The organism is Thalassospira lucentensis, assembly GCF_032921865.1.
In the GTDB taxonomy this organism is placed as follows: domain Bacteria; phylum Pseudomonadota; class Alphaproteobacteria; order Rhodospirillales; family Thalassospiraceae; genus Thalassospira; species Thalassospira lucentensis_A.
Genome location: NZ_CP136684.1, coordinates 3,965,759 through 3,986,090, shown reverse-complemented (window position 1 = coordinate 3,986,090; position 20,332 = coordinate 3,965,759). Strand labels below are relative to the sequence as shown.

Here is a 20,332-nt window from a genome sequence, read left to right as displayed (position 1 = left end):
GCGCCACAAAAGCGGCGACAGGCCTGAACTGGATGAACTCGGTGAGATGAGCGGCTACAACGCTGCGAACTCTCAAACGGCCTTTGTACTGACAACAGGAGGCGAAATGGAGATTCGACACTTACGCTGCTTTCTCGCTGTCGCCGAAGAACTACATTTCGCCCGCGCGGCGGAGAGGCTGCACATCGAGCAGTCACCGCTGTCGCGCACTATCAAGGAGCTGGAGGAGAGCCTGGGCGAACAGTTGTTCATTCGTACCAGCCGCAGCACGCGGCTGACACGGGCGGGCAAGCTGTTTCTGGAGCATGTGCCGCGCATCTTCACCGCCTTGCAGCAGGCGCGCGATAGCGTGAATGCAGCCACCAACGGCTTCCACGGTCAGTTGCGTATCGCACTGTCCGACGGCATCACGCCCTCGCGCCTGCCGTCCTTGCTGGCGCTGTGTCGGCAGGAAGAACCCGAAGTCGAGATTTGCCTGTTCGAGGTACCCTTGTCGCAGCAGATCAAGGGACTGCATGACGACCTTTACGACGTGGGCTTTGCCCAGTCCGATGAAGTTGGAGAAGGCATCACTGCCGAAGCCGTTTGGAGCGATGCGCTGATGGTGGCGGTTCCTGCACGTCATCCGCTTTTGAAGCACAAGCGCATCCCGCTGGAAGAAGTGCTGCGCTATCCGCTGGTGTTGTGCGATCCGCACGTATGCGAAGGCCATGCTCGCCAAGTCGAGCGCGTACTGCGCCGGATAGATATGGAGCCGCTGATTGCCGAACGTGTGGCTTCGTGCGATTTGATGATGGCGTTAGTGTCGGCGGGCTTTGCGCTGGGCCTAGCCGGAGCGCCGCATATCGCAGGCAGCCGTGAGCCTGGGATTGTGGCTCGGCCGCTGGCGGGTCGCTCACCCATGCTGACCACTTATGTGCTGCACCGGGAAGGTGGATCCTCGGACGTGCTGTCACGCTTTATCGAGCGTGTGCAGGCCATCGAATCGCCGGACGGCATCAGAGCCACGCCCCCCCTTGAACCCGATTCCCAAGAGGAAGTCGAGTCATGACCATGAAGCAGATCGCCCCATTCCTGTTGGTCGCCGCGCTGTCCGCTTGCGGCCAGTCCGAAACACCGAAACAGGCAACCAATGTACCGACCGTGGAAGAGCTGGTCGCAGATCCTGCGCGCCTGAGGGAGCTGCGCCGCCAGTGCAAGACCGAACGCCCGACGATGGGAGACGTGCTGTGCAACCGGGTGGCCGAGGCGACGAACAAGCGCTTCTTTGGCTATGGAAACACGCCCTACACGCCGCCGAAGTTCTGATTGTTGGCTTTCTGCCGCGAAATCTCGATTTTTCTTTCTCGACACGCCGCCGCGCGCTCACGCCTGCGGCGTTTTTACTGGTTTCGCCTCTGCATGACACCATGCTTTTTGCATCACCTTGCTGCCGATAACGGTCTTTGACCGGCACTGAACCGGCACCGATCCTGACGCCTGCGGCACGCCTTTGTGCCGCGTTTTCCACGGGGAATCAGCGCAGGAGAAATCGGAGGCCAGGGTATGCAAGCTCAGGGCGTGTTGTTCGGGCAGATCGCCGCCGTCTTCGGCATCGTGATCGCCGGTGTGTGGGGTGCCACGCAATGGACCGCCGCCGCCTTGGGCTACCAGCTACGCCTGGGCGCGCCCTGGTTCGACTTCCACGGCACGCCGGTCTATTACCCGTGGAAGCTGTTCGAGTGGTGGTTCTTCTTCGACGCCTACGCGCCGCAGGTGTTCGACACCGGCGGCATGATCGCGGCGAGCAGCGGCCTGCTGGCCGTGGTGGTCGCCATCGCCATGTCGGTGTGGCGCTCGCGCCAGGCGCGCAAAGTGACGACCTATGGCTCGGCCCGCTGGGCCGATGTCGCCGACATTCGCAAGGCCGGGCTGACGCAGCCCGCCGGCGTCTTTCTCGGCCAGCATGACGGCCACTACCTGCGGCACGAAGGGCCGGAACACGTCCTGACCTTTGCGCCCACGCGCTCGGGCAAGGGTGTGGGCCTGGTGGTGCCGACGCTGCTGTCCTGGCCGGCATCCGCCGTCATCCACGACATCAAGGGCGAGAACTGGCAGATCACCGCTGGCTGGCGCAGTCGATTTAGCCACTGCCTGCTGTTCAACCCGACCGATGCCAGTTCGGCGGCCTACAACCCGTTGCTGGAAGTGAGGCGCGGCGCGCACGAGGTGCGCGACGTGCAGAACATCGCCGATATCCTGGTCGATCCCGAAGGGGCGCTGGAGAAGCGCAACCACTGGGAGAAGACCAGTCATGCGCTGCTGGTCGGCGCGATCCTGCATGTGCTCTACGCGGGAGAGGACAAGACGCTGCGCGGCGTGGCGAACTTCCTCAGTGACCCGGCTTGCCCGTTCGAGCTGACGCTGCATCGGATGATGACCACGCGGCATCTTGGAGATGTACCGCATCCCGTTGTCGCGTCCGCCGCCCGCGAAGTGCTCAACAAGTCGGACAACGAGCGTTCCGGCGTGTTGAGCACCGCCATGTCGTTCCTCGGCCTGTACCGTGATCCGACCGTGGCCGCAGTCACGTCGCGCTGCGACTGGCGCATCGCCGATCTGATCGCGTCTGCATCCCCTGTGTCGTTGTATCTGGTGGTGCCGCCTTCGGACATCAGCCGCACCAAGCCGCTGATCCGGTTGATCCTCAACCAGATCGGGCGACGGCTCACCGAGTTGCTCGATGGCAGCGACGGCATTGAGCGCCGCCACAAGCTGTTGCTGATGCTCGACGAGTTCTCGGCTCTGGGGCGCCTGGACTTCTTCGAGACGGCGCTGGCCTTCATGGCCGGCTACGGCATCCGCAGTTTCCTGATCGCGCAGTCGCTCAACCAGATCGACAAGGCGTATGGGCAGAACCATTCGATTCTGGACAACTGCCATGTGCGCGTGACCTTCGCCACGAATGACGAACGCACGGCGAAACGGATCTCCGAAACGCTGGGCACGGCTACCGAACTGCGTGCGCAGCGGAACTACGCAGGCCATCGACTTGCGCCGTGGCTCGGCCACCTGATGGTGTCCCGCCAAGAGACGGCGCGGCCGCTACTGACGCCCGGCGAAGTCATGCAGCTTGCGCCAGACGAATCAGTGGTGATGGTGTCCAGCGTCGCGCCGATCAAGGCCAAGAAGTTGCGCTACTACGCTGATGCCAATTTCAAGCAGCGGGTACTGCCGCCGCCTGCGCTAACGGCAGGCCGCTATGCCGATGTGCCGCCTGCACGTCCCGATGACTGGAGCGGTTTGGCGATCCCGGCCGTGCCTGCGGCACAGGCCACGGCATCTGCCGATGACCTGGGTGGCTCCGACGACGGCGGCCCCCGCCGTCAGCCCGAGCTGTCCGAAACCGTCGCCTACGACCCCGAACCCGATTACACGCCCAGCGACTTGGCGCTGCTCGATGACGACGACATGCCCCCGCTGCTTCCCGGCCAGTTCGACCCCGCCCTGCAACGCACGGCGCGGCTGGCATCTCTCGACCCCAACGACGGAATCGACATATGAGCCAATACCGATTGAACCTGTTCATCCAGCACGAGCACGCCAAGCGTCTGGACGAGCTGGCCGCGAAGAAAGGCGTGTCAAAGTCCAGCATCGTCGCCGCTGCCTTGGCGTCCTGGCTGTCACCCGATGCCGGCGACCAGCGTGAGGCCGCCATCGCCAAACGACTGGATCGCCTGTCGCGGCAGGCCGAGCGCCTGGAGCGTGACCAGAACATCCAGATCGAGACGCTGGCGCTATTCGTCCGCTACTACCTGACCGTCAGCACGCCGGTGCCGGAGGCCCATCAGGATGCGGCTCGCGCGCAGGGCAAGGCGCGCTTCGAGCAGTTCGTCGAACAGTTAGGCCGCCACCTGCTGCGTGGCCGCAGCCTGGTACGGGACGTGGTGGAAGAACTGCATCCCCAGGATCGTGAGTTCGAGATGCGCATGGATGACGCGGCCGCGATGGCCGCCGCCCATGAACGCACTGCGGAGCGTGCGTCATGAGTGCCGTTCCTCAAATCCCGCCCGAACCGCGCTCATCCGCTGCAGCATCCCAGGATCGCCGCATCCAGATGCTGCGCACGGCGATGGGGCCGGTGATCGCCGCTGCGCTGGAAGACCCGGACGTGGTGGAAGTGATGCTCAACCCCGACCGGACATTGTGGGTGGATCGGCTGTCGTCTGGCCGTGCGCCGCTCGGCGTCGAACTGCCCGAAGCCGATGGCGAACGCATCATCCGCCTGGTCGCCGCCCATGTCGGTGCGGAGGTGCATCGCGGCCAACCGCTCTTGACCGCCGAACTGCCTGAAACCGGCGAACGCTTCGAGGGCATCCTGCCGCCCGCCGCACCCGGCCCGGCCTTTGCGCTGCGCAAGCGTGCCGTGAGCATCATCGGTCTGGATCGCTATGTGGCTGATGGCATCCTGACCACTGGGCAGGCCGAGTTTCTGCGTCATGCCGTGCGCGAGCGGCACAACATCCTGATCGCCGGAGGCACCAGCACCGGCAAGACCACGCTGGCCAATGCCTTGCTGGCCGAGATCGCCGCCACCGGCGACCGCGTGCTGGTGCTCGAAGACACCATCGAACTGCAATGCGCGGCCCGCGACCATGTGCCGCTGCGCACCCGCGCCGGCGTCGTGTCCATGACCGAGCTGGTGCGGGCCACGATGCGCCTGCGGCCCGACCGCGTGATCGTCGGCGAAGTGCGCGGCGGCGAAGCGCTGGATCTGGTGAAGGTCTGGGGCACCGGCCACCCCGGCGGCATCGCCACCATTCATGCCGGCTCCGCGTTGGGCGCGCTGCTGCGCCTGGAGCAACTGATCCTCGAAGTGGCGGTGAATCCGCCCCGCGCCCTGATCGCCGAGGCGGTCAATGTCGTGATCCACATCGCAGGCCGCGGCCGCAAGCGCCACGTCGAAACCATTTCCCGCGTCGTCGGTTTCGACGGCGCGGGCTACCGCCTGGCGGATGCGCTGGAAGCGACGCTTCCCGAGCTGCCGCCGGTTCCTCTTACAGCCGCTGCCGCTACGCCTTCCTCGATCCCTGAACAACCTGGAGAACTGCCATGACGCACGTTGATGCTTTCCGTCTTTCTGTAAACCCGCTTTCCCCGCTGCCCATGCTGGCGCGTTTGCATCGCCTGGCCCGACCCGCAGGACAAGGGTTGCTGCTCGCGGTGTTGATGCTGTTGCTGGCGGGCACGGCGCAGGCCGCCGGTTCCTCAATGCCGTGGGAAGGCCCGCTGCAATCCATTCTCGAATCCATCCAGGGGCCGGTAGCCCGCATCGTCGCGGTGATCATCATCATCGCCACCGGCCTGGCGTTGGCCTTCGGCGATACCAGTGGCGGCTTTCGCAAGCTGATCCAGATCGTCTTCGGCCTGTCCATCGCCTTCGCGGCTTCGAGCTTCTTCCTGTCGTTCTTCAGCTTCTCCGGCGGGGCCGTCGTATGAGCACGGCCACCGATCTTCCGGGCTTTGAAGTGCCGCTGCATCGCTCGCTGACCGAGCCGATCCTGCTGGGCGGTGCGCCGCGCACCGTGGCGATTGCCAACGGCACGCTGGCCGCCGCCGTCGGGCTGGGCCTGCAACTGTGGATTCCCGGCGTGGTGCTCTGGATCGCCGGCCATTCGCTGGCGGTCTGGGGCGCGCGCGTCGATCCGCAGTTCATGCAGGTCTTCGCCCGGCACATCAAGCACAAGCCGCTGCTGGACGCATAGGGGAGTGCCGACATGCTGAACCTTGCCGAATACCGCCAGCGGCCCGCACTGCTGGCCGACTGGCTGCCCTGGGCCGGGCTGATCGGGCCGGGCGTCGTCTTGAACAAGGATGGCTCGTTCCAGCGCACGGCACATTTTCGCGGGCCGGATCTGAACAGCGCCACGCAAGGCGAGCTGATCGCCACGTCGGCACGCTTGAACAACGCACTGCGCCGCCTGGGGTCGGGCTGGGCCTTGTTCATCGAAGCCGAGCGCTGCGCAGCGGCGGGCTATCCACGTTCCGATTTCCCCGAGCCGTTGTCCTGGCTGGTGGAGGAAGAACGCCGTGCAGCCTTCGAGGAATCCGGCCACCACTACGAGAGCGCCTATCACCTGACGCTGGCCTACCTGCCACCAGAAGAATCCCGCGCCCGTGCCGCCAAGATGCTCTATGAGAATGCGCCGGGCGATGGCGTGGACTGGCAGGGTCGGCTGGAAGCCTTCGTGGCGGAAACGGATCGCGTGTTCGACCTGCTCGACGGCGTGATGCCGGAGATTGCCTGGCTCGATGACAGCCAGACACTGACTTACCTGCACGCCACGGTGTCCACGCGGCGCTACCGCGTCGGCGTACCCGAGGTGCCATTCCACATCGACGCATTGCTGGCCGACTCCGCGCTGGTCGGTGGTCTGGCACCCATGCTGGGCGATCAGCACCTGCGCGTGGTGTCGGTGCGAGGCTTTCCGACCTCGACTTGGCCGGGGATTTTGGACGACCTCAACCGCTTGGGCTTCGGCTATCGTTGGGCAACCCGGTTCCTTTGCCTCGACAAAGCCGAAGCGGAAAAAGAGCTTGGACGCCTGCGTCGCCAGTGGTTCGCCAAGCGCAAGAATGTCGTCGCGCTGTTGCGTGAAACGATCTTCCAGCAGGAAAGCCCGCTGGTCGATACCGACGCCAACAACAAGGCCGCCGATGCAGACGCCGCCTTGCAAGAACTGGGCAGCGATCAGGTGGCCTTCGGCTACCTGACGGCTACCGTGACAGTGCTCGACACCGACCCTGCCGTGGCCGACGAGAAGCTGCGCATGGTAGAGCGCGTCATTCAGGGGCGCGGCTTCGTCACCATCCCCGAAACCTTGAACGCGGTGGATGCCTGGCTGTCGTCCATTCCCGGTAACGCCTACGCGAATGTGCGCCAGCCCATCGTCTCGACGCTGAACCTGACGCACATGATGCCGCTGTCCGCCGTGTGGGCCGGGCCGGAGAAGAACGCGCATCTGGATGGCCCGCCGCTGATCGTCACCCGCACCGATGGCGCGACGCCGTTCCGGCTGGTGACGCACATCGGCGATGTGGGCCACACGCTGGTCGCCGGGCCAACCGGCATGGGCAAGTCGGTGCTGCTCGCCACGCTGGCAATGCAGTTTCGCCGCTATCCCGGCTCGCGCATCTTCGCCTTCGACATGGGCCGCTCGATGCGCGCCACCATCCTCGGGCTGGGCGGCGAGCATTACGACCTCGGCAATGACGGGGCGATTGCTTTTCAGCCATTGGCCCGCATCGACCAGGAGGGCTACCGCACCTGGGCCGCCGAATGGGTGGAAGGCCGCCTGTTGCATGAAGGTGTCGTCATTGGCCCGGACGAGAAGGCTGCGATCTGGTCGGCACTAGGCAGCTTGGCCGGTGCGCCAGCGGAGCAACGCACGCTGACGGGCCTGTCGGTACTGCTGCAATCAAACGCACTGCGCCAGGCGCTCGCACCCTATGTGCTGGGTGGTGCCCACGGCAAGCTGCTGGACGCCGATGCCGACCGACTGGGCTCCGGCAGCGTGCAGGGCTTCGAGATGGAAGAGCTGATGCACAGCAAGGCGGCGGTGCTGGCCGTGCTGGGCTACCTGTTCGCCCGCTTCGATGAACGCTTCGACGGCGCACCCACGCTGCTGATACTCGATGAAGCCTGGCTGTTCCTCGATGACCCGGTGTTTGCCGCCCGCATCCGGCAATGGTTGAAGACGCTGCGAAAGAAGAACGTGAGCGTCATCTTTGCCACCCAGTCGCTGGCCGACATCAAGGATTCGAGCATTGCCCCGGCAGTGATCGAAAGCTGCGCCAGTCGGATTTTTCTCCCTAACCCGCAGGCCACCGAGCCGCAGATTTGCACGATCTACGAAGGCTTTGGGCTGAACGCGCGCCAGATCGAGATCGTGGCGACCGCGCAGCCCAAGCGTGACTACTACTACCAATCGCGCCTGGGCAATCGCCTGTTCGACCTCGACCTGGGGCCAGCCACGCTGGCCTTTGCCGGGGCTTCCATCCCGCAAGACCAACGCGACATGGATCGCGTGCTGCTGGACGCCGGCACACCGGGATTTGCCGGCGCGTGGCTGCGCCATCGCGGCCTCGATTGGGCCGCCGACCTGCTGCCGTCCTCACCGGCAGCAGCGTCCTTCCTCGCTTCTCAACGACCGGAGGTTTCACCATGAAGACCCAGCCCCGTTTGCTGTCCGCCTCGCTCGCCGCCGTGCTGTCGGTGTCGCTGCTGGCCGTTCAGCCCGCATCCGCGCTGACAGTGTTCGACCCGTCGAACTTCGTGCAGAACACGCTGACCGCCGTGCGCACGCTGGAGCAGATCAACAACCAGATCAACCAGCTTCAGAACGAAGCCCAGATGCTGATGAACCAGGCGCGTAATCTGGCGAATTTGGACTTCAACATCGTCAATCGCTTGCGCTCGACGCTCGCCACGACCGAGCGCTTGATCGCCGAGGCGCGCGGTCTGGCCTATGACGTGCAGAGCATGGATGCCACCTTCGCCCGGCTGTACCCGGAGCAGTACGCCGCGACCGTGAGCGGCGACCAGATGCTACGCGACGCGCAGGAGCGCTGGAAGAACACCTTGAATGGTCTGCATACCGCGATGCGGATGCAGGCCCAGGTGTCGCAGAACCTGGCCCAAGACGAAAGCGCACTGTCCGATCTGGTCAGCCAGAAGTCAGTCAGCAACCGGCGCGCTGCAAGCCATGCAGGCGACCAACCAGCTTCTGGCCCTGCAGACCAAGCAGTCGATCCAGGCGCAGCAGCTCCAGATCACGCAGGAACGCGCCGCCGCGCTGGAACTGGCACGCCAAGCAGCGGCTGTCGAACGTGGCCGGGAAGTAACGCGCCGTTTCCTGGGTGATGGCACGCCCTACACGCCGCAGCGCGTGGATTTCTACGGCAACTGACGGGAGACGGCCATGCGATGCGCTTTCTTGCTGCTGCCCGTGCTGCTGGTCGCTTGCGGCCAGCAGCCGACCGAAGACCTAGCCGCTGCCCTGGCCGCCGATCCTGTGCGGTTCAAGGCATTGCATGCGCAGTGTGCCGCCGACAGGACGGCCGCAGACGAGGACGCCTGCCTGGCCGCGGCCGATGCTTTCCGGCTGCGCTTCTTCGCCGGTGAAACCGGGCCTGACGAGTTCCGCACGCTGGCCGATCTGCCGCCGATCCAGCCGAGCTTCGACACGCCCTCCAGTAACCAGGACGCCATGCCCTTCGAGGGGGACGTGCCATGAACGACGTGACAGTGATCGACCGATTTCTCGCTACCTTCTCGCGCTACATCGACTCGGGCTTCGGGCTGCTGCAGGGCGAAGTGGCATTCCTGACCGCCACGCTGATCGTCATCGACATGACGATTGCCGGGCTGTACTGGGCGATGAGCCACGCCACCGGCCAGGGCGATGACGTGATCGCCAAGTTGCTGCGCAAGGTGCTCTACGTCGGTGCCTTCGCGTACATCATCAACAACTTCAACTGGCTGGCCAGCATCGTCTTCCGCTCGTTCGCGGGCCTGGGCCTGACAGCCAGCGGCTCGACGATGAGCATGGGCGAATTCCTACAACCGGGGCGACTGGCGAAGACCGGCATCGACGCGGCGGCGCCGATCCTTGAGCAGATCAGCGACATGGCGGGCTTTCCCGAAGTGTTCGTCAACATGATGCCCATCGTGGTCATGTTCCTGGCTTGGACGGTGGTGATCCTGTGCTTCTTCGTGCTGGCGATTCAGCTCTTCATCACGCTGACCGAGTTCAAGCTGACCACGCTCGCGGGCTTCGTGTTGGTGCCGTTTGCGCTGTGGAACAAGACCAGCTTTCTCGCCGAAAAGGTGCTGGGCAACGTGGTGTCATCGGGCATCAAGGTGTTGGTGCTGGCCGTCATCGTCGGCATTGGATCGGGCCTGTTCGCCGAGTTCCAGGTGCAACCAGCCGAGCCGTCCATCGACCATGCCGTGGTCATCATGCTGGCCTCATTGACGCTGCTGGCATTGGGGATCTTCGGCCCTGGTATTGCCACCGGGCTGGTATCCGGCGCACCGCAGCTTGGTGCCGGCGCGATGGCTGGTGCCGCCGTTGGTACCGCAGGTGCGGCGGTTGCCGTAGGTGCCGCCGCCACCGGCGTGGGCGGTGCGGTGATGGCCGGGGCGCGCATGGCACCGGCTGCCGCCAAGCTCGCCGGGGCTGGCGCACGGGCCACGACCTCGGCGGCTGGCAGCGCGAAGTCGGCTTTCCAGTCCGGTTCTGCCGCTGCGGGCGGCGGGGCCAAGGGTGCAGTGGCAGGGCTGGGCAGTGTTGCCAAGGGCGGCGCACAGACGGCAGGCCAACGCGCCGGTGCTGGCATCAAGGCAGCGGCAGCCAAGGCGGCCGCGCCATTCAAAGCAGGCTGGCAAGGCTCTGGTGCCGATGGCGGCTCAGGCGGCGGCACTGCTGGGCCAGCCGCCGCAGGCGATGCCGCTGGCAACACGGCCAACGCGCAGAAGCAGGAACAACCCGGCTGGGCCAAGCGCCTGCAACGCCGCCAACAACTCACCCAGGCCACCACCACTGCCGCGCACACGCTGCGCGGTGGTGACGGCGGCGGTTCGGGCCAAGGCCCGAGCCTGCGGGATTCCGATAGCTGACTTTCAAGGAGAACTCCATGCGATTCAAACGACCGCAGGTGCGTTATGCCGATACGCCACAGCCTGCCACCCCGTATCAAGCCGCCGCCCAGGTGTGGGACGAGCGCATCGGCTCGGCCCGCGTGCAGGCCAAGAACTGGCGGCTGATGGCCTTCGGCTGCCTGGTGCTCGCGCTACTGATGGCCGGCGGCCTGGTGTGGCGCTCGGCCCAGTCCATCGTTACGCCCTATGTCATCGAGGTCGATCAGTCCGGCCAGGTGCGCACCGTGGGCGAAGCGGCCACGCCGTACCGGCCCTCCGATGCGCAGACCGCGCACCACATCGCGCGCTTCGTGACGCTGGTGCGCTCGCTGTCCATCGACCCCATCGTCGTGCGCCAGAACTGGCTGGATGCCTACGACTACACCACCGACCGGGGCGCGGCGGTGCTCAACGACTACGCCCGCACCAATGACCCGTTCGCCCGCATCGGCAAGGAGTCGGTGACGGTGCAGATCACCAGCGTGGTTCGCGCCAGTGATGCGTCGTTCAACGTGCGCTGGACGGAACGCCGCTACGTCAATGGCGCGGCTGCCGGGCTGGAGCGATGGACGGCGGTGGTGTCCATCGTGCAGCAGACCCCGCGCACCGAAGAACGCCTGCGCCGCAACCCGCTGGGCATCTACGTCAATGGCCTGTCGTGGAGCCGTGAACTGGATTCGTCTGAAGGAGTGAAGCCATGAATGTGCCTTTCCGTTTTTACGCTTTGCCGCTTGTCGTGCTGGCCTTGGCCGGCTGCGCCACGCAGGGCAAACCCCCGCCAGTGATTTCCTTGGATGAGCCGGTACAGGCGGAGCCTTTGCCGGAAATGCCTGTGCCGATCGAGGTGGTCACTATTGCAGAGCCACTGCCATTGCCTGAGCAGTTGAAGCCAGTGCCGGAGGAAAAGGATGCGAAGCCTGCGCCTGAACCGGCTGATGAGACGGTACGTGTCTCGAAAGCCAATGCCGAGGCACGGGTGGCTCCGACGCGCGAAGGCTATGTCAATGCGATCCAGGTCTGGCCGTATAGCGATGGCGCGCTGTACCAGGTCTATGCGTCAGTAGGTCGCGTGACGGTGATCGCGCTCCAGCCTGGCGAGGAACTGGTGACGGTCGCTGCGGGCGATACCGTGCGCTGGATCGTCGGTGACACCTCCAGCGGCAGCGGGGCCGATCTGCGCGTCAATGTGCTGGTCAAGCCTATCCGTTCCAGCTTGAAGACCAATCTGGTCATTACCACCAGCCGCAGGACGTACCTGCTGGAACTGACTTCGACCGACAAGGCATGGATGGCGTCGGTGTCCTGGGACTACCCGAAAGACCGAATGCTGGCCTTGCGGCGCCAAGCCCAAGCCGCCAACGCTGCCGCGCCGGTCGATGCAGGCTTGTCGCTGGATAACATCCGCTTTCGCTATGCAATCAGCGGCAGCAATCCATCGTGGAAACCGCTGCGCGCTTTTGATGATGGCGAGAAGGTCTATATCCAGTTCCCGGCAGGCATCGCCCAGGGCGAGCTGCCGCCGCTGTTCGTCATCGGCGCACAGGGCGACGGGCAACTGGTGAACTATCGCTTCCGCTCGCCGTACTACATCGTGGATCGCCTGTTCGGTGCAGCAGAACTGCGCCTGGGGGCCGACAAGGGCGATATGGTGCGCATCGAGCGCGCGGATGGCATCGTCGGGAGGAACTGAGCATGAGCCAGGACGACACTCCCGACCTTGCCACGCCGCAGGCGGACAAGATGGCACCCGAGGCGGTGGCGCTGCGCGCCCAACCGCGCCCGGTCACGCGTCTGAACCGACGCACGCTGGCCATCCTCGCTGGCGGCCTGTCGGTTGGCGTGATGGGCGCGCTGATCTGGTCACTGCAACCGCAGCAACGCGGCGCGGGCGAATCCACCGAACTGTACAACGTGGATCGTGTATCGCGCTCGGAAGGCCTCGACCAACTTCCTGCCGACTATTCCAAGTTGCCAGCGCTGCCGCCCGACGTGCCGGAGCTGGGGCCACCGCTACCGGGTGATCTGGGGCCGGCCATCGTCAATTCGCAGCAGCCGGTCGCCGCCACCTATGCCGCGCCCGGCTACGACCCCAACGATGCGCTGCACAAGGAAGCAGAAGCGGCGGCAGCTTCAACGGTGTTCTTCCGCACCGGCTCCCCGCAGGCCGCGCCCGTGGCGCAGTCGCAAGTCGCTGCCGCGCCGGGCTTCGCCGCCAATGCCGCTTTCGATCCACTGGCCGCTGGCCCGGCCTCGACGGCGGCCCAGCCTGCTGATCCGACTGCCGTGCAGAACCGGCAAGACCAGAAAGAGGCGTTCCTGACAGGCGGTTCTACGGAAACCCGTAACTCCGGCAACCTGCAAATGCCCACCTCGCCGTATCAGGTGATGGCCGGAACGGTCATTGCCGGGGCACTGGTCACGGGCATCAAGTCCGACTTGCCGGGCGACGTGATCGCCACGGTGACGGAACCGATCTACGACACGGCCACTGGCAAGTTCCTGCTGATCCCGCAGGGATCTCGCATACTGGGCAAGTACAACAGCCAGGTCAGCTACGGCCAGAGCCGCGTGCAGGTGGTGTGGAATTGCATCATCCTGCCCGACACGTCATCACTCACGCTCGACAACCTGATCGGCACCGACCCGGCAGGCTATGCCGGTCTGGAGGACAACGTGGACTGGCATTGGGATCGGATCTTTGCAGGTGCCGTGCTGACCACGCTGCTGGGTGTCGGTGCCGAACTGGCTGCACCTGAGAACCGCCAGGACGGCGATCGCGTCATCATCGCCGGGCGCGACAGCCTGCAGGACACCGTGAACCAGGTCGGCCAGGAAGTGACCCGGCGCAATCTCAACATCCAACCCACGCTGACCAGCCGCCCCGGCTTGCCGGTGCGCATCATCGTCAACCGCGATCTGGTGCTACGGCCTTATCAGCCGCTGTTCTTCAACAAGGGGACTTCTCGATGAGCACGACCAAGAAACTGCGGCTGGGGCCGCTACCCAAGACCGAAAGCGTCAAGCTGACCTTCGCTTGCCCGGCCAGCTTGAAAGCCGATCTCGACCGCTACGCCGCGCTGCATGCGCAGGCGTATGGCGAGGCGGTCGATGCCTCGACGCTGATCCCGCACATGCTGGAGGCGTTCATGGCGGGGGATCGGGGATTCAGGAAAGGAAACGGCAGCAAGGCCGTGCCACCGAAGCCAAGCTGAAGATGCACTGGAACCAGACTGACCATCCCTCGAACGCGCAGCCCAACGCTGCGCGTTCTTCGTTCTGGATAGGCTGCGAGGGAATTGGCTAAGATGACTGAACAAGCCTGCCAGCCATTGGCAATCTCCATCGCTGCAACGCGACTCAACTCTCTTTCTCCAGGCTCTTATGTGGCTCCCAGCCCACAATGCCGCATCCTCTGCGAACGGCATGAAACAGAGCTAACCTATTGCCCCGTATATGGTTTCAAGCTTCGCGTGATTTCAACAAAATGCTTGACGCCAGCAATTTTTTATGGCTTGCGCACATTCATCCTCTGGTCATAGACAGGAGGTATAAGTAGGTTCTGTGACATTGTTTGGAACATGCGAAATTCCATAACGTTCAGGTGATAATGGACAGGGGTTTCGCATCCTTGGGTGCGGTCCCATATCAAACATGTGGCCATATGGCCGATAAGCGCAGATTAAACGTTGAGATCGGTATCGTTTACCGGCTAACATGGCGATAAAAGATAACGTCAAACGTAATTGGGGTTTGTATGAGCAAATCGAATAGCGGGGACTCCAAGAACACTCTGTATTGTTCTTTCTGTGGAAAGAGCCAGCACGAGGTTCGCAAGCTCATCGCCGGTCCAACCGTGTTCATCTGTGATGAATGCGTAGAGCTTTGCATGGACATCATCCGCGAAGAGCACAAAACCCATCTCGTCAAATCGGCTGACGGGGTGCCTTCTCCGCAAGAGATTTGCAAGGTTCTTGACGATTATGTGATCGGTCAGGGCCATGCGAAGAAAGTTCTCTCTGTCGCGGTTCACAACCACTACAAACGCCTGCATCACGCGAGCAAGAACGAGGATATCGAACTTGCCAAGTCGAACATCATGCTGGTTGGTCCGACCGGCTGTGGTAAGACGCTTCTGGCGCAGACGCTTGCGCGCATCCTTGATGTGCCGTTCACCATGGCAGACGCCACGACCCTTACCGAGGCAGGTTATGTCGGTGAGGATGTTGAAAACATCATCCTTAAGCTGCTTCAGGCGGCTGATTACAATGTCGAACGTGCGCAGCGCGGCATCGTCTATATCGACGAAGTCGACAAGATTTCGCGCAAGTCCGACAACCCGTCGATCACGCGTGACGTGTCGGGCGAGGGTGTGCAGCAGGCCCTTCTGAAGATCATGGAAGGGACGGTTGCATCGGTTCCGCCGCAGGGTGGCCGCAAGCACCCGCAGCAGGAATTCCTGCAGGTCGACACCACCAACATCCTGTTCATCGTTGGCGGTGCCTTCGCTGGCTTGGACAAGGTGATTTCGCAGCGTGGCAAGGGCAGTGCGATCGGTTTCGGTGCGGATGTCCGTAGCCCCGAAGACCGTCGTACCGGCGAAGTTCTGCGTGAAGTCGAACCCGAAGACCTTCTGAAATTCGGTCTTATTCCGGAATTCATCGGTCGTCTGCCGGTTCTGGCAACGCTTGAAGACCTCGACGAGGATGCGCTGGTCAAGATTTTGACCGAGCCGAAAAATGCGCTTATCAAGCAGTATCAGCGTCTGTTCGACATGGAAGACGTGAAACTGACCTTCCAGCCTGATGCGCTGGTGGCGATCGCCAAAAAAGCGATTGAGCGTAAAACCGGTGCGCGTGGCCTGCGTTCGATCATGGAGGGCATTCTGCTTGATACCATGTTCGATCTGCCGACCCTTGAAAGCGTCGAGGAAATCGTGATCAACCGTGACGTCGTCGAAGGAAAGGCAAAACCGTTGCTGATCCATGCCGAACGACGTGAAGGTGTCGAGCACAGTGCCTGACTTCTGATCCCGCACCGGCATCCTATTGCGGTGCGGGAATTTCAGATTATCTTTTGAATGTTCGCGTTACTGGCGGGGCCTATGGCAGGACCCCAGCAACGTTTTGGCTCAGAATAGGGAATAGAACATAATGGTTGAATTGGCGCGTGGCGAAATTTACCCGGTACTGCCGTTGCGCGACATCGTAGTGTTTCCGCATATGATTGTTCCGCTGTTTGTCGGGCGTGAAAAATCAGTGCGCGCACTTGAAGATGTGATGCGCGAAGACAAGCAGATTCTGCTTGTTACTCAAAAAGATGCGGGTCTTGATGACCCGTCTGTCGACGATCTGTATGAAATCGGGACTGTCGCGACTGTCTTGCAGCTTCTGAAACTGCCGGACGGGACGGTCAAGGTGCTTGTCGAGGGTGGCAAGCGTGCGGAGATTTCTGGTTTCGTCGATAACCCCGAATTTTTCCAGGCTTATGCCGCTGTTCGCGAGGAAGCGGACGAGGATGACAGCGAGCTTGAAGCGCTTGCGCGTTCCGTCGTGACCCAGTTCGAGCAGTATATCAAGCTTAACAAGAAGATACCGCCGGAAGTTCTGGTATCGGTTAATCAGATCGAAGAGCCCGCGAAGCTTGCCGATACGGTGGCGTCGCATCTGTCGCTCAAGATTTCCGAGAAACAGGAACTTCTGGAAACCACCCTTGTCGGGGATCGTCTGGAACGCATTTTCGGTTTCATGGAATTGGAAATCGGCGTCCTGCAGGTCGAGAAAAAGATCCGCAACCGCGTCAAGCGCCAGATGGAGAAAACCCAGCGCGAGTACTATCTGAACGAGCAGCTTAAAGCCATTCAGAAGGAACTGGGCGAGGGCGAAGACGGCAAGGATGAAGCTTCTGAAATCGAAGAGAAGCTGAACAAGGCCAAGATGCCGAAGGAAGCCAAGGAAAAGGCCCAGGCCGAGCTTAAGAAGCTGCGCAATATGAGCCCGATGTCCGCCGAGGCCACCGTGGTGCGCAACTATCTTGACTGGATGGTGTCGATTCCGTGGAACAAGCGTTCGCGTGTTTCGCTTGATCTGAAAAAGGCCAAGAAGGTGCTCGACAAGGAGCATTACGGTCTTGAGCAGGTCAAGGAACGCATCCTTGAATATCTTGCGGTTCAGGCGCGTATCAAAAAAGTCAAAGGCCCGATTCTGTGCCTTGTCGGTCCTCCGGGTGTTGGTAAAACCTCGCTTGGGAAATCGATGGCCAATGCGACCGGTCGCACATTCGTGCGCATGTCGCTTGGCGGGGTGCGTGACGAGTCCGAAATTCGCGGTCATCGCCGGACCTATATCGGTTCCATGCCTGGTAAAATCATCCAGGGCATGAAAAAGGCGAAATATTCCAACCCGCTTTTCCTTCTCGACGAGATTGAGAAAATGGGTTCGGATTTCCGCGGCGATCCGGCTTCGGCATTGCTTGAAGTTCTTGATCCGGAACAGAATTCGACCTTTAACGACCACTATCTAGAAGTCGATTACGATCTTTCGGATGTGATGTTCGTTACGACCGCCAACAGCCTGCGCATGCAGCAGCCGTTGCTCGACCGTATGGAGATCATCCGGATTTCGGGTTACACCGAGGATGAAAAGGTTGAAATCGCCAAGCGCCACCTGATCCCGAAACAGGTCAAGGAAAGCGGCCTGCGTAAGGGCGAGTGGAGCATTTCGGACGACGCGCTTCGCGATCTGATCCGTTACTACACCCGTGAAGCCGGTGTGCGTAGCCTTGAGCGTGAGCTGGCGAAGCTTGCGCGGAAGGCGACCAAGCGCATCATGCTTGAGAACCTGAAAACGGTTCGCGTGACCCCGCGCACGCTTGGCAAATATGCCGGCATTCGCAAGTTCCGTTATGGCGAAACCGAAGGTGAAGATCAGGTCGGTGTTGTCACCGGGCTGGCCTATACCGAATTCGGCGGCGATCTGTTGCAGATTGAATTGGTTACCGTACCGGGCAAGGGCAACATGAAAACCACCGGTAAACTCGGTGAAGTCATGACAGAATTGATCCAGGCGGCAACGTCGTTTGTCCGTTCGCGCGCCACCCAGTTCGGCATCAAGCCGACCCTGTTCCAGAAACGTGACATTCACGTTCACGTTCCGGAAGGGGCGACGCCAAAAGACGGTCCGTCGGCCGGTGTCGGCATGGTGACGTCGGTGGTTTCGGTTCTGACCGGCAATCCGGTTCGCAAGGATGTTGCGATGACAGGCGAAATCACGCTTCGCGGCCGTGTGCTTGCGATTGGTGGTTTGAAAGAAAAGCTTCTTGCGGCATTGCGCGGCGGTGTCAAAACCGTCCTGATCCCGCAGGAAAATGAAAAGGATCTGGAAGACATTCCGGACAACGTCAAACGCGGCATGGAAATCATTCCGGTTTCCCATGTTGACGAGGTTCTCAGCCACGCGCTGGTCAATCCACTGGTTCCCATCGAGTGGGAAGAAGAGGTGGAAGACGTCGCTGTCAAATCCAAGGACGGCGAAGAATCGGAAGTCGGTGGTGTTACCACTCACTAATAAGCGGAAAAAACGTTCAAAAACCGGGGGGATGGCAGTGCCATCCCCCCTTTTCTGTGGATAACTTTGGCCAAGAATCGGCATTGATCCACAGCGGCAGGGCTGTAAAGACGAAAAAAATCAAAAAAACGTTCGAAACCGCAGAAAACTGCGTCTCTCGCATTGACGGGAACTTGGCGACCTGCTTACACTGCCCATGCAACAGGTTTGGGGCAAACCAAATTTCCTCATAACTCCGAACGTCCAATAAGGGGGCCAGGAAGTGAATAAAAACGATCTCGTTGGAAGTGTAGCTGCTAAAGCCGATCTGTCCAAAGCGGACGCTGCTAAAGCCGTTGACGCTGTTTTCGATTCCATTACCGAATCTCTCAAAGGCGGTGACGAAGTTCGTCTCGTCGGTTTCGGTACCTTCGCTGTCGCTGCTCGCGCTGCTTCAAAAGGTCGCAACCCGCGCACCGGTGAAGAAATCGACATTCCGGCATCGAAACAGCCGAAATTCAAGGCTGGCAAAGGTCTTAAGGACGCCGTCAACTAAGTTTGACGAAGTTCTGAAAAAAAATGCCGGTGACGAGCGTCACCGGCATTGCTTTTTCAAAAAAGCATGTTATGTTCCGCCCGCTTCCGCAAAACGGGGCATCAAAATACGGGTGATTAGCTCAGCTGGTTAGAGCATCTCGTTTACACCGAGAGGGTCGGGAGTTCGAATCTCTCATCACCCACCATTCTTGCAAAAGTCGGCCTCGCGCCGGCTTTTTGCATTTCCGGGCCATGCCATTTTCTTTTTGCGAATCAGCGCATTATCGCAGTGCACCGCGAATCGTCGATCAGAATCGAAACGCCATGCAACGGTTGACGCCATAGCGCCCGACAGGCAAGCTTGATCAAGCAACACCAGTCAGGATGACGCCGCGATGACCATGATCTTCGAAATCCCGTTTTCCGCGCTTGTGGCGTCGTTGCGAAGGGTTGCTGTCCATCGGGGGCAATCGATCGTGCGGGGGGCTCTGGTGGCGATTATAGCGCCCCTGATGCTGGTTGGCTGTTATCTGCCCGACGACTTCACCATTGATCTTAATGTCGAGCAGAATGGCGATTACCGGTTCAGCTATCGCGGGTTGCTGGTGCAGCCGACCATTACCGAAGCCCTTCTGAACGAAGAAATTGATGCCGATGAAGAAAAAGTGCGCGTCGACAAGGTGCTTGCCGATCTGAAGCGCGATTCCGGTGTCAAGCAGCTGACCTATCAGGGCAAGGGCATATTCAATATTGTTTATGAGCGACGCAGCAACATCATGCGCGACAAAAGCTTTGTGTTTGTCCGGCGCAATTCGCGAATCCTTGAAATGTTTTTCCGTGCGGAATCGAACACCGTTGAAATACGCGGCGGCTTCGTGCCTGACCAGTATGAAGAACGCCTGACCGCACTTGGCTATCAGATGAGCGGCAAGATCGAGTTGCGCACCACGGCAGGCATCCGCAGCCATAACGCCGCCGAATTTGTCAAAACCGCCGGTCAGAACAGGCTACGCTGGGAAATCAAATCGATCACCGATCCGGTGCCGAATGTGATCATCGGATAGGGAACCGGGCCGGGAAAGCGGACAGGCTGATCTGGCTTAAAAGATCGGGAATTTTCATTGATCAGGATGCGGCGGGCTACATTTCCCGATGGCGCTGTTATCCTAGATAATTTTGATGAACGCATATGCACACTACAGGGGCTTTGTATCCTGTCTTTGTCGATGGTATTCAATTTTGTTCTTGATTTGTTCTTTGTTTGGTGGTAAGGATATCTCGTCAACTTGATAATTGCGCCCGCATCGCGGGCAAAAAGGGCCGGGATCTTTGGATTTCCGGCCCTTTTTGCGTTTCGCAAAACCCCGGAGCAATGTCGTCACAGGGTGTTTGCCATGCAAACGGGACGGATGGCGCATGTGTTGTTGGCAAAGGAAAGAGGGCCATGATTGTGAATGTCGATGATTTCGATGATGAGGGGCCGTGAGGCCGTGCGGGCGCAGGTTGAGGCGCCGCAAGAGCGGGGCAGGCGGGAATGCCTGTCAGATCCCGCATAACGACCCCGGTGGCACGA

At 61.4% G+C, this 20,332-nt stretch carries 18 protein-coding genes, 1 tRNA gene and 1 pseudogene; all 20 read left to right on the top strand.

Annotated elements, in window-relative coordinates; all coding sequences use genetic code 11:
* Positions 1 to 106 precede the first annotated feature (106 nt).
* Positions 107 to 1,051: a LysR family transcriptional regulator gene (locus R1T41_RS19275; protein ID WP_317341597.1), complete on the top strand. Its 945-nt coding sequence runs from the start codon at positions 107 to 109 to the stop codon at positions 1,049 to 1,051.
* Between the two features lie 2 nt (positions 1,052 to 1,053).
* The gene (locus R1T41_RS19270) at positions 1,054 to 1,308 is read left to right on the top strand and encodes an EexN family lipoprotein (protein ID WP_024718240.1); all 255 of its coding nucleotides are present in this window, start codon (positions 1,054 to 1,056) and stop codon (positions 1,306 to 1,308) included.
* Positions 1,309 to 1,545: 237 nt separating this feature from the next.
* Positions 1,546 to 3,543 carry a conjugal transfer protein TraG gene (locus R1T41_RS19265; RefSeq protein ID WP_317338620.1) on the top strand — a complete coding sequence of 666 codons (1,998 nt, stop codon included), beginning with the start codon at positions 1,546 to 1,548 and terminating at the stop codon, positions 3,541 to 3,543.
* Positions 3,540 to 4,028, top strand: a complete 489-nt coding sequence (locus tag R1T41_RS19260) for a ribbon-helix-helix protein, CopG family (protein ID WP_008294937.1) — start codon at positions 3,540 to 3,542, stop codon at positions 4,026 to 4,028. Before R1T41_RS19265 ends, R1T41_RS19260 begins: the two co-directional genes overlap by 4 nt.
* Positions 4,025 to 5,095, top strand: coding sequence for a P-type conjugative transfer ATPase TrbB (gene trbB / locus R1T41_RS19255; RefSeq protein WP_022960601.1), 1,071 nt, complete (start codon positions 4,025 to 4,027; stop codon positions 5,093 to 5,095). Before R1T41_RS19260 ends, trbB begins: the two co-directional genes overlap by 4 nt.
* Positions 5,092 to 5,478, top strand: coding sequence for a TrbC/VirB2 family protein (locus tag R1T41_RS19250; protein WP_022960600.1), 387 nt, complete (start codon positions 5,092 to 5,094; stop codon positions 5,476 to 5,478). The genes trbB and R1T41_RS19250 overlap by 4 nt, the downstream gene beginning before the upstream one ends.
* The gene (locus R1T41_RS19245; RefSeq protein WP_003462917.1) at positions 5,475 to 5,744 is read left to right on the top strand and encodes a VirB3 family type IV secretion system protein; all 270 of its coding nucleotides are present in this window, start codon (positions 5,475 to 5,477) and stop codon (positions 5,742 to 5,744) included. The genes R1T41_RS19250 and R1T41_RS19245 overlap by 4 nt, the downstream gene beginning before the upstream one ends.
* Before the next feature lie 12 nt (positions 5,745 to 5,756).
* Positions 5,757 to 8,207 (top strand): conjugal transfer protein TrbE, encoded by a 2,451-nt coding sequence (gene trbE / locus R1T41_RS19240; protein WP_317338618.1) that lies wholly within the window; start codon positions 5,757 to 5,759, stop codon positions 8,205 to 8,207.
* Positions 8,204 to 8,948: pseudogene (gene trbJ / locus R1T41_RS19235) on the top strand (P-type conjugative transfer protein TrbJ). Before trbE ends, trbJ begins: the two are co-directional and overlap by 4 nt.
* Before the next feature lie 12 nt (positions 8,949 to 8,960).
* Positions 8,961 to 9,275 (top strand): hypothetical protein, encoded by a 315-nt coding sequence (locus tag R1T41_RS19230; protein ID WP_009398080.1) that lies wholly within the window; start codon positions 8,961 to 8,963, stop codon positions 9,273 to 9,275.
* Complete coding sequence (gene trbL, locus R1T41_RS19225; protein ID WP_028624497.1) at positions 9,272 to 10,660, top strand: P-type conjugative transfer protein TrbL; 1,389 nt, start codon at positions 9,272 to 9,274, stop codon at positions 10,658 to 10,660. Before R1T41_RS19230 ends, trbL begins: the two co-directional genes overlap by 4 nt.
* 17 nt (positions 10,661 to 10,677) lie before the next feature.
* A complete protein-coding gene (trbF, locus tag R1T41_RS19220; RefSeq protein ID WP_009398078.1) occupies positions 10,678 to 11,382 on the top strand; it encodes a conjugal transfer protein TrbF in 705 nt (234 codons plus the stop codon).
* Positions 11,379 to 12,371 (top strand): P-type conjugative transfer protein TrbG, encoded by a 993-nt coding sequence (trbG, locus tag R1T41_RS19215; RefSeq protein WP_009398076.1) that lies wholly within the window; start codon positions 11,379 to 11,381, stop codon positions 12,369 to 12,371. The genes trbF and trbG overlap by 4 nt, the downstream gene beginning before the upstream one ends.
* 2 nt (positions 12,372 to 12,373) lie before the next feature.
* Positions 12,374 to 13,651 carry a TrbI/VirB10 family protein gene (locus tag R1T41_RS19210; RefSeq protein ID WP_317338616.1) on the top strand — a complete coding sequence of 426 codons (1,278 nt, stop codon included), beginning with the start codon at positions 12,374 to 12,376 and terminating at the stop codon, positions 13,649 to 13,651.
* Complete coding sequence (locus R1T41_RS19205; RefSeq protein WP_009398072.1) at positions 13,648 to 13,893, top strand: DUF2274 domain-containing protein; 246 nt, start codon at positions 13,648 to 13,650, stop codon at positions 13,891 to 13,893. The genes R1T41_RS19210 and R1T41_RS19205 overlap by 4 nt, the downstream gene beginning before the upstream one ends.
* 542 nt (positions 13,894 to 14,435) lie before the next feature.
* The gene (gene clpX, locus R1T41_RS19200; protein WP_062948550.1) at positions 14,436 to 15,701 is read left to right on the top strand and encodes an ATP-dependent Clp protease ATP-binding subunit ClpX; all 1,266 of its coding nucleotides are present in this window, start codon (positions 14,436 to 14,438) and stop codon (positions 15,699 to 15,701) included.
* A gap of 130 nt (positions 15,702 to 15,831) precedes the next feature.
* Positions 15,832 to 18,243: an endopeptidase La gene (lon, locus tag R1T41_RS19195; RefSeq protein WP_317338615.1), complete on the top strand. Its 2,412-nt coding sequence runs from the start codon at positions 15,832 to 15,834 to the stop codon at positions 18,241 to 18,243.
* A 262-nt stretch (positions 18,244 to 18,505) separates the two neighbouring features.
* Positions 18,506 to 18,778 carry an HU family DNA-binding protein gene (locus R1T41_RS19190; protein ID WP_007089403.1) on the top strand — a complete coding sequence of 91 codons (273 nt, stop codon included), beginning with the start codon at positions 18,506 to 18,508 and terminating at the stop codon, positions 18,776 to 18,778.
* A gap of 110 nt (positions 18,779 to 18,888) precedes the next feature.
* Positions 18,889 to 18,965, top strand: a tRNA-Val gene (locus tag R1T41_RS19185).
* A 189-nt stretch (positions 18,966 to 19,154) separates the two neighbouring features.
* Positions 19,155 to 19,823 (top strand): hypothetical protein, encoded by a 669-nt coding sequence (locus tag R1T41_RS19180; protein WP_317338613.1) that lies wholly within the window; start codon positions 19,155 to 19,157, stop codon positions 19,821 to 19,823.
* The last annotated feature ends 509 nt before the right edge of the window (positions 19,824 to 20,332 follow it).

Excerpts from the sequence above, each read along its gene's own strand:
- R1T41_RS19275 (WP_317341597.1), top strand. The coding sequence starts at position 107 with ATGGAGATTCGACACTTACGCTGCTTTCTCGCTGTCGCCGAAGAACTA.
- R1T41_RS19270 (WP_024718240.1), top strand. The coding sequence starts at position 1,054 with ATGAAGCAGATCGCCCCATTCCTGTTGGTCGCCGCGCTGTCCGCTTGC.
- R1T41_RS19265 (WP_317338620.1), top strand. The coding sequence starts at position 1,546 with ATGCAAGCTCAGGGCGTGTTGTTCGGGCAGATCGCCGCCGTCTTCGGC.
- R1T41_RS19260 (WP_008294937.1), top strand. The coding sequence starts at position 3,540 with ATGAGCCAATACCGATTGAACCTGTTCATCCAGCACGAGCACGCCAAG.
- trbB (WP_022960601.1), top strand. The coding sequence starts at position 4,025 with ATGAGTGCCGTTCCTCAAATCCCGCCCGAACCGCGCTCATCCGCTGCA.
- R1T41_RS19250 (WP_022960600.1), top strand. The coding sequence starts at position 5,092 with ATGACGCACGTTGATGCTTTCCGTCTTTCTGTAAACCCGCTTTCCCCG.
- R1T41_RS19245 (WP_003462917.1), top strand. The coding sequence starts at position 5,475 with ATGAGCACGGCCACCGATCTTCCGGGCTTTGAAGTGCCGCTGCATCGC.
- trbE (WP_317338618.1), top strand. The coding sequence starts at position 5,757 with ATGCTGAACCTTGCCGAATACCGCCAGCGGCCCGCACTGCTGGCCGAC.
- R1T41_RS19230 (WP_009398080.1), top strand. The coding sequence starts at position 8,961 with ATGCGATGCGCTTTCTTGCTGCTGCCCGTGCTGCTGGTCGCTTGCGGC.
- trbL (WP_028624497.1), top strand. The coding sequence starts at position 9,272 with ATGAACGACGTGACAGTGATCGACCGATTTCTCGCTACCTTCTCGCGC.
- trbF (WP_009398078.1), top strand. The coding sequence starts at position 10,678 with ATGCGATTCAAACGACCGCAGGTGCGTTATGCCGATACGCCACAGCCT.
- trbG (WP_009398076.1), top strand. The coding sequence starts at position 11,379 with ATGAATGTGCCTTTCCGTTTTTACGCTTTGCCGCTTGTCGTGCTGGCC.
- R1T41_RS19210 (WP_317338616.1), top strand. The coding sequence starts at position 12,374 with ATGAGCCAGGACGACACTCCCGACCTTGCCACGCCGCAGGCGGACAAG.
- R1T41_RS19205 (WP_009398072.1), top strand. The coding sequence starts at position 13,648 with ATGAGCACGACCAAGAAACTGCGGCTGGGGCCGCTACCCAAGACCGAA.
- clpX (WP_062948550.1), top strand. The coding sequence starts at position 14,436 with ATGAGCAAATCGAATAGCGGGGACTCCAAGAACACTCTGTATTGTTCT.
- lon (WP_317338615.1), top strand. The coding sequence starts at position 15,832 with ATGGTTGAATTGGCGCGTGGCGAAATTTACCCGGTACTGCCGTTGCGC.
- R1T41_RS19180 (WP_317338613.1), top strand. The coding sequence starts at position 19,155 with ATGACCATGATCTTCGAAATCCCGTTTTCCGCGCTTGTGGCGTCGTTG.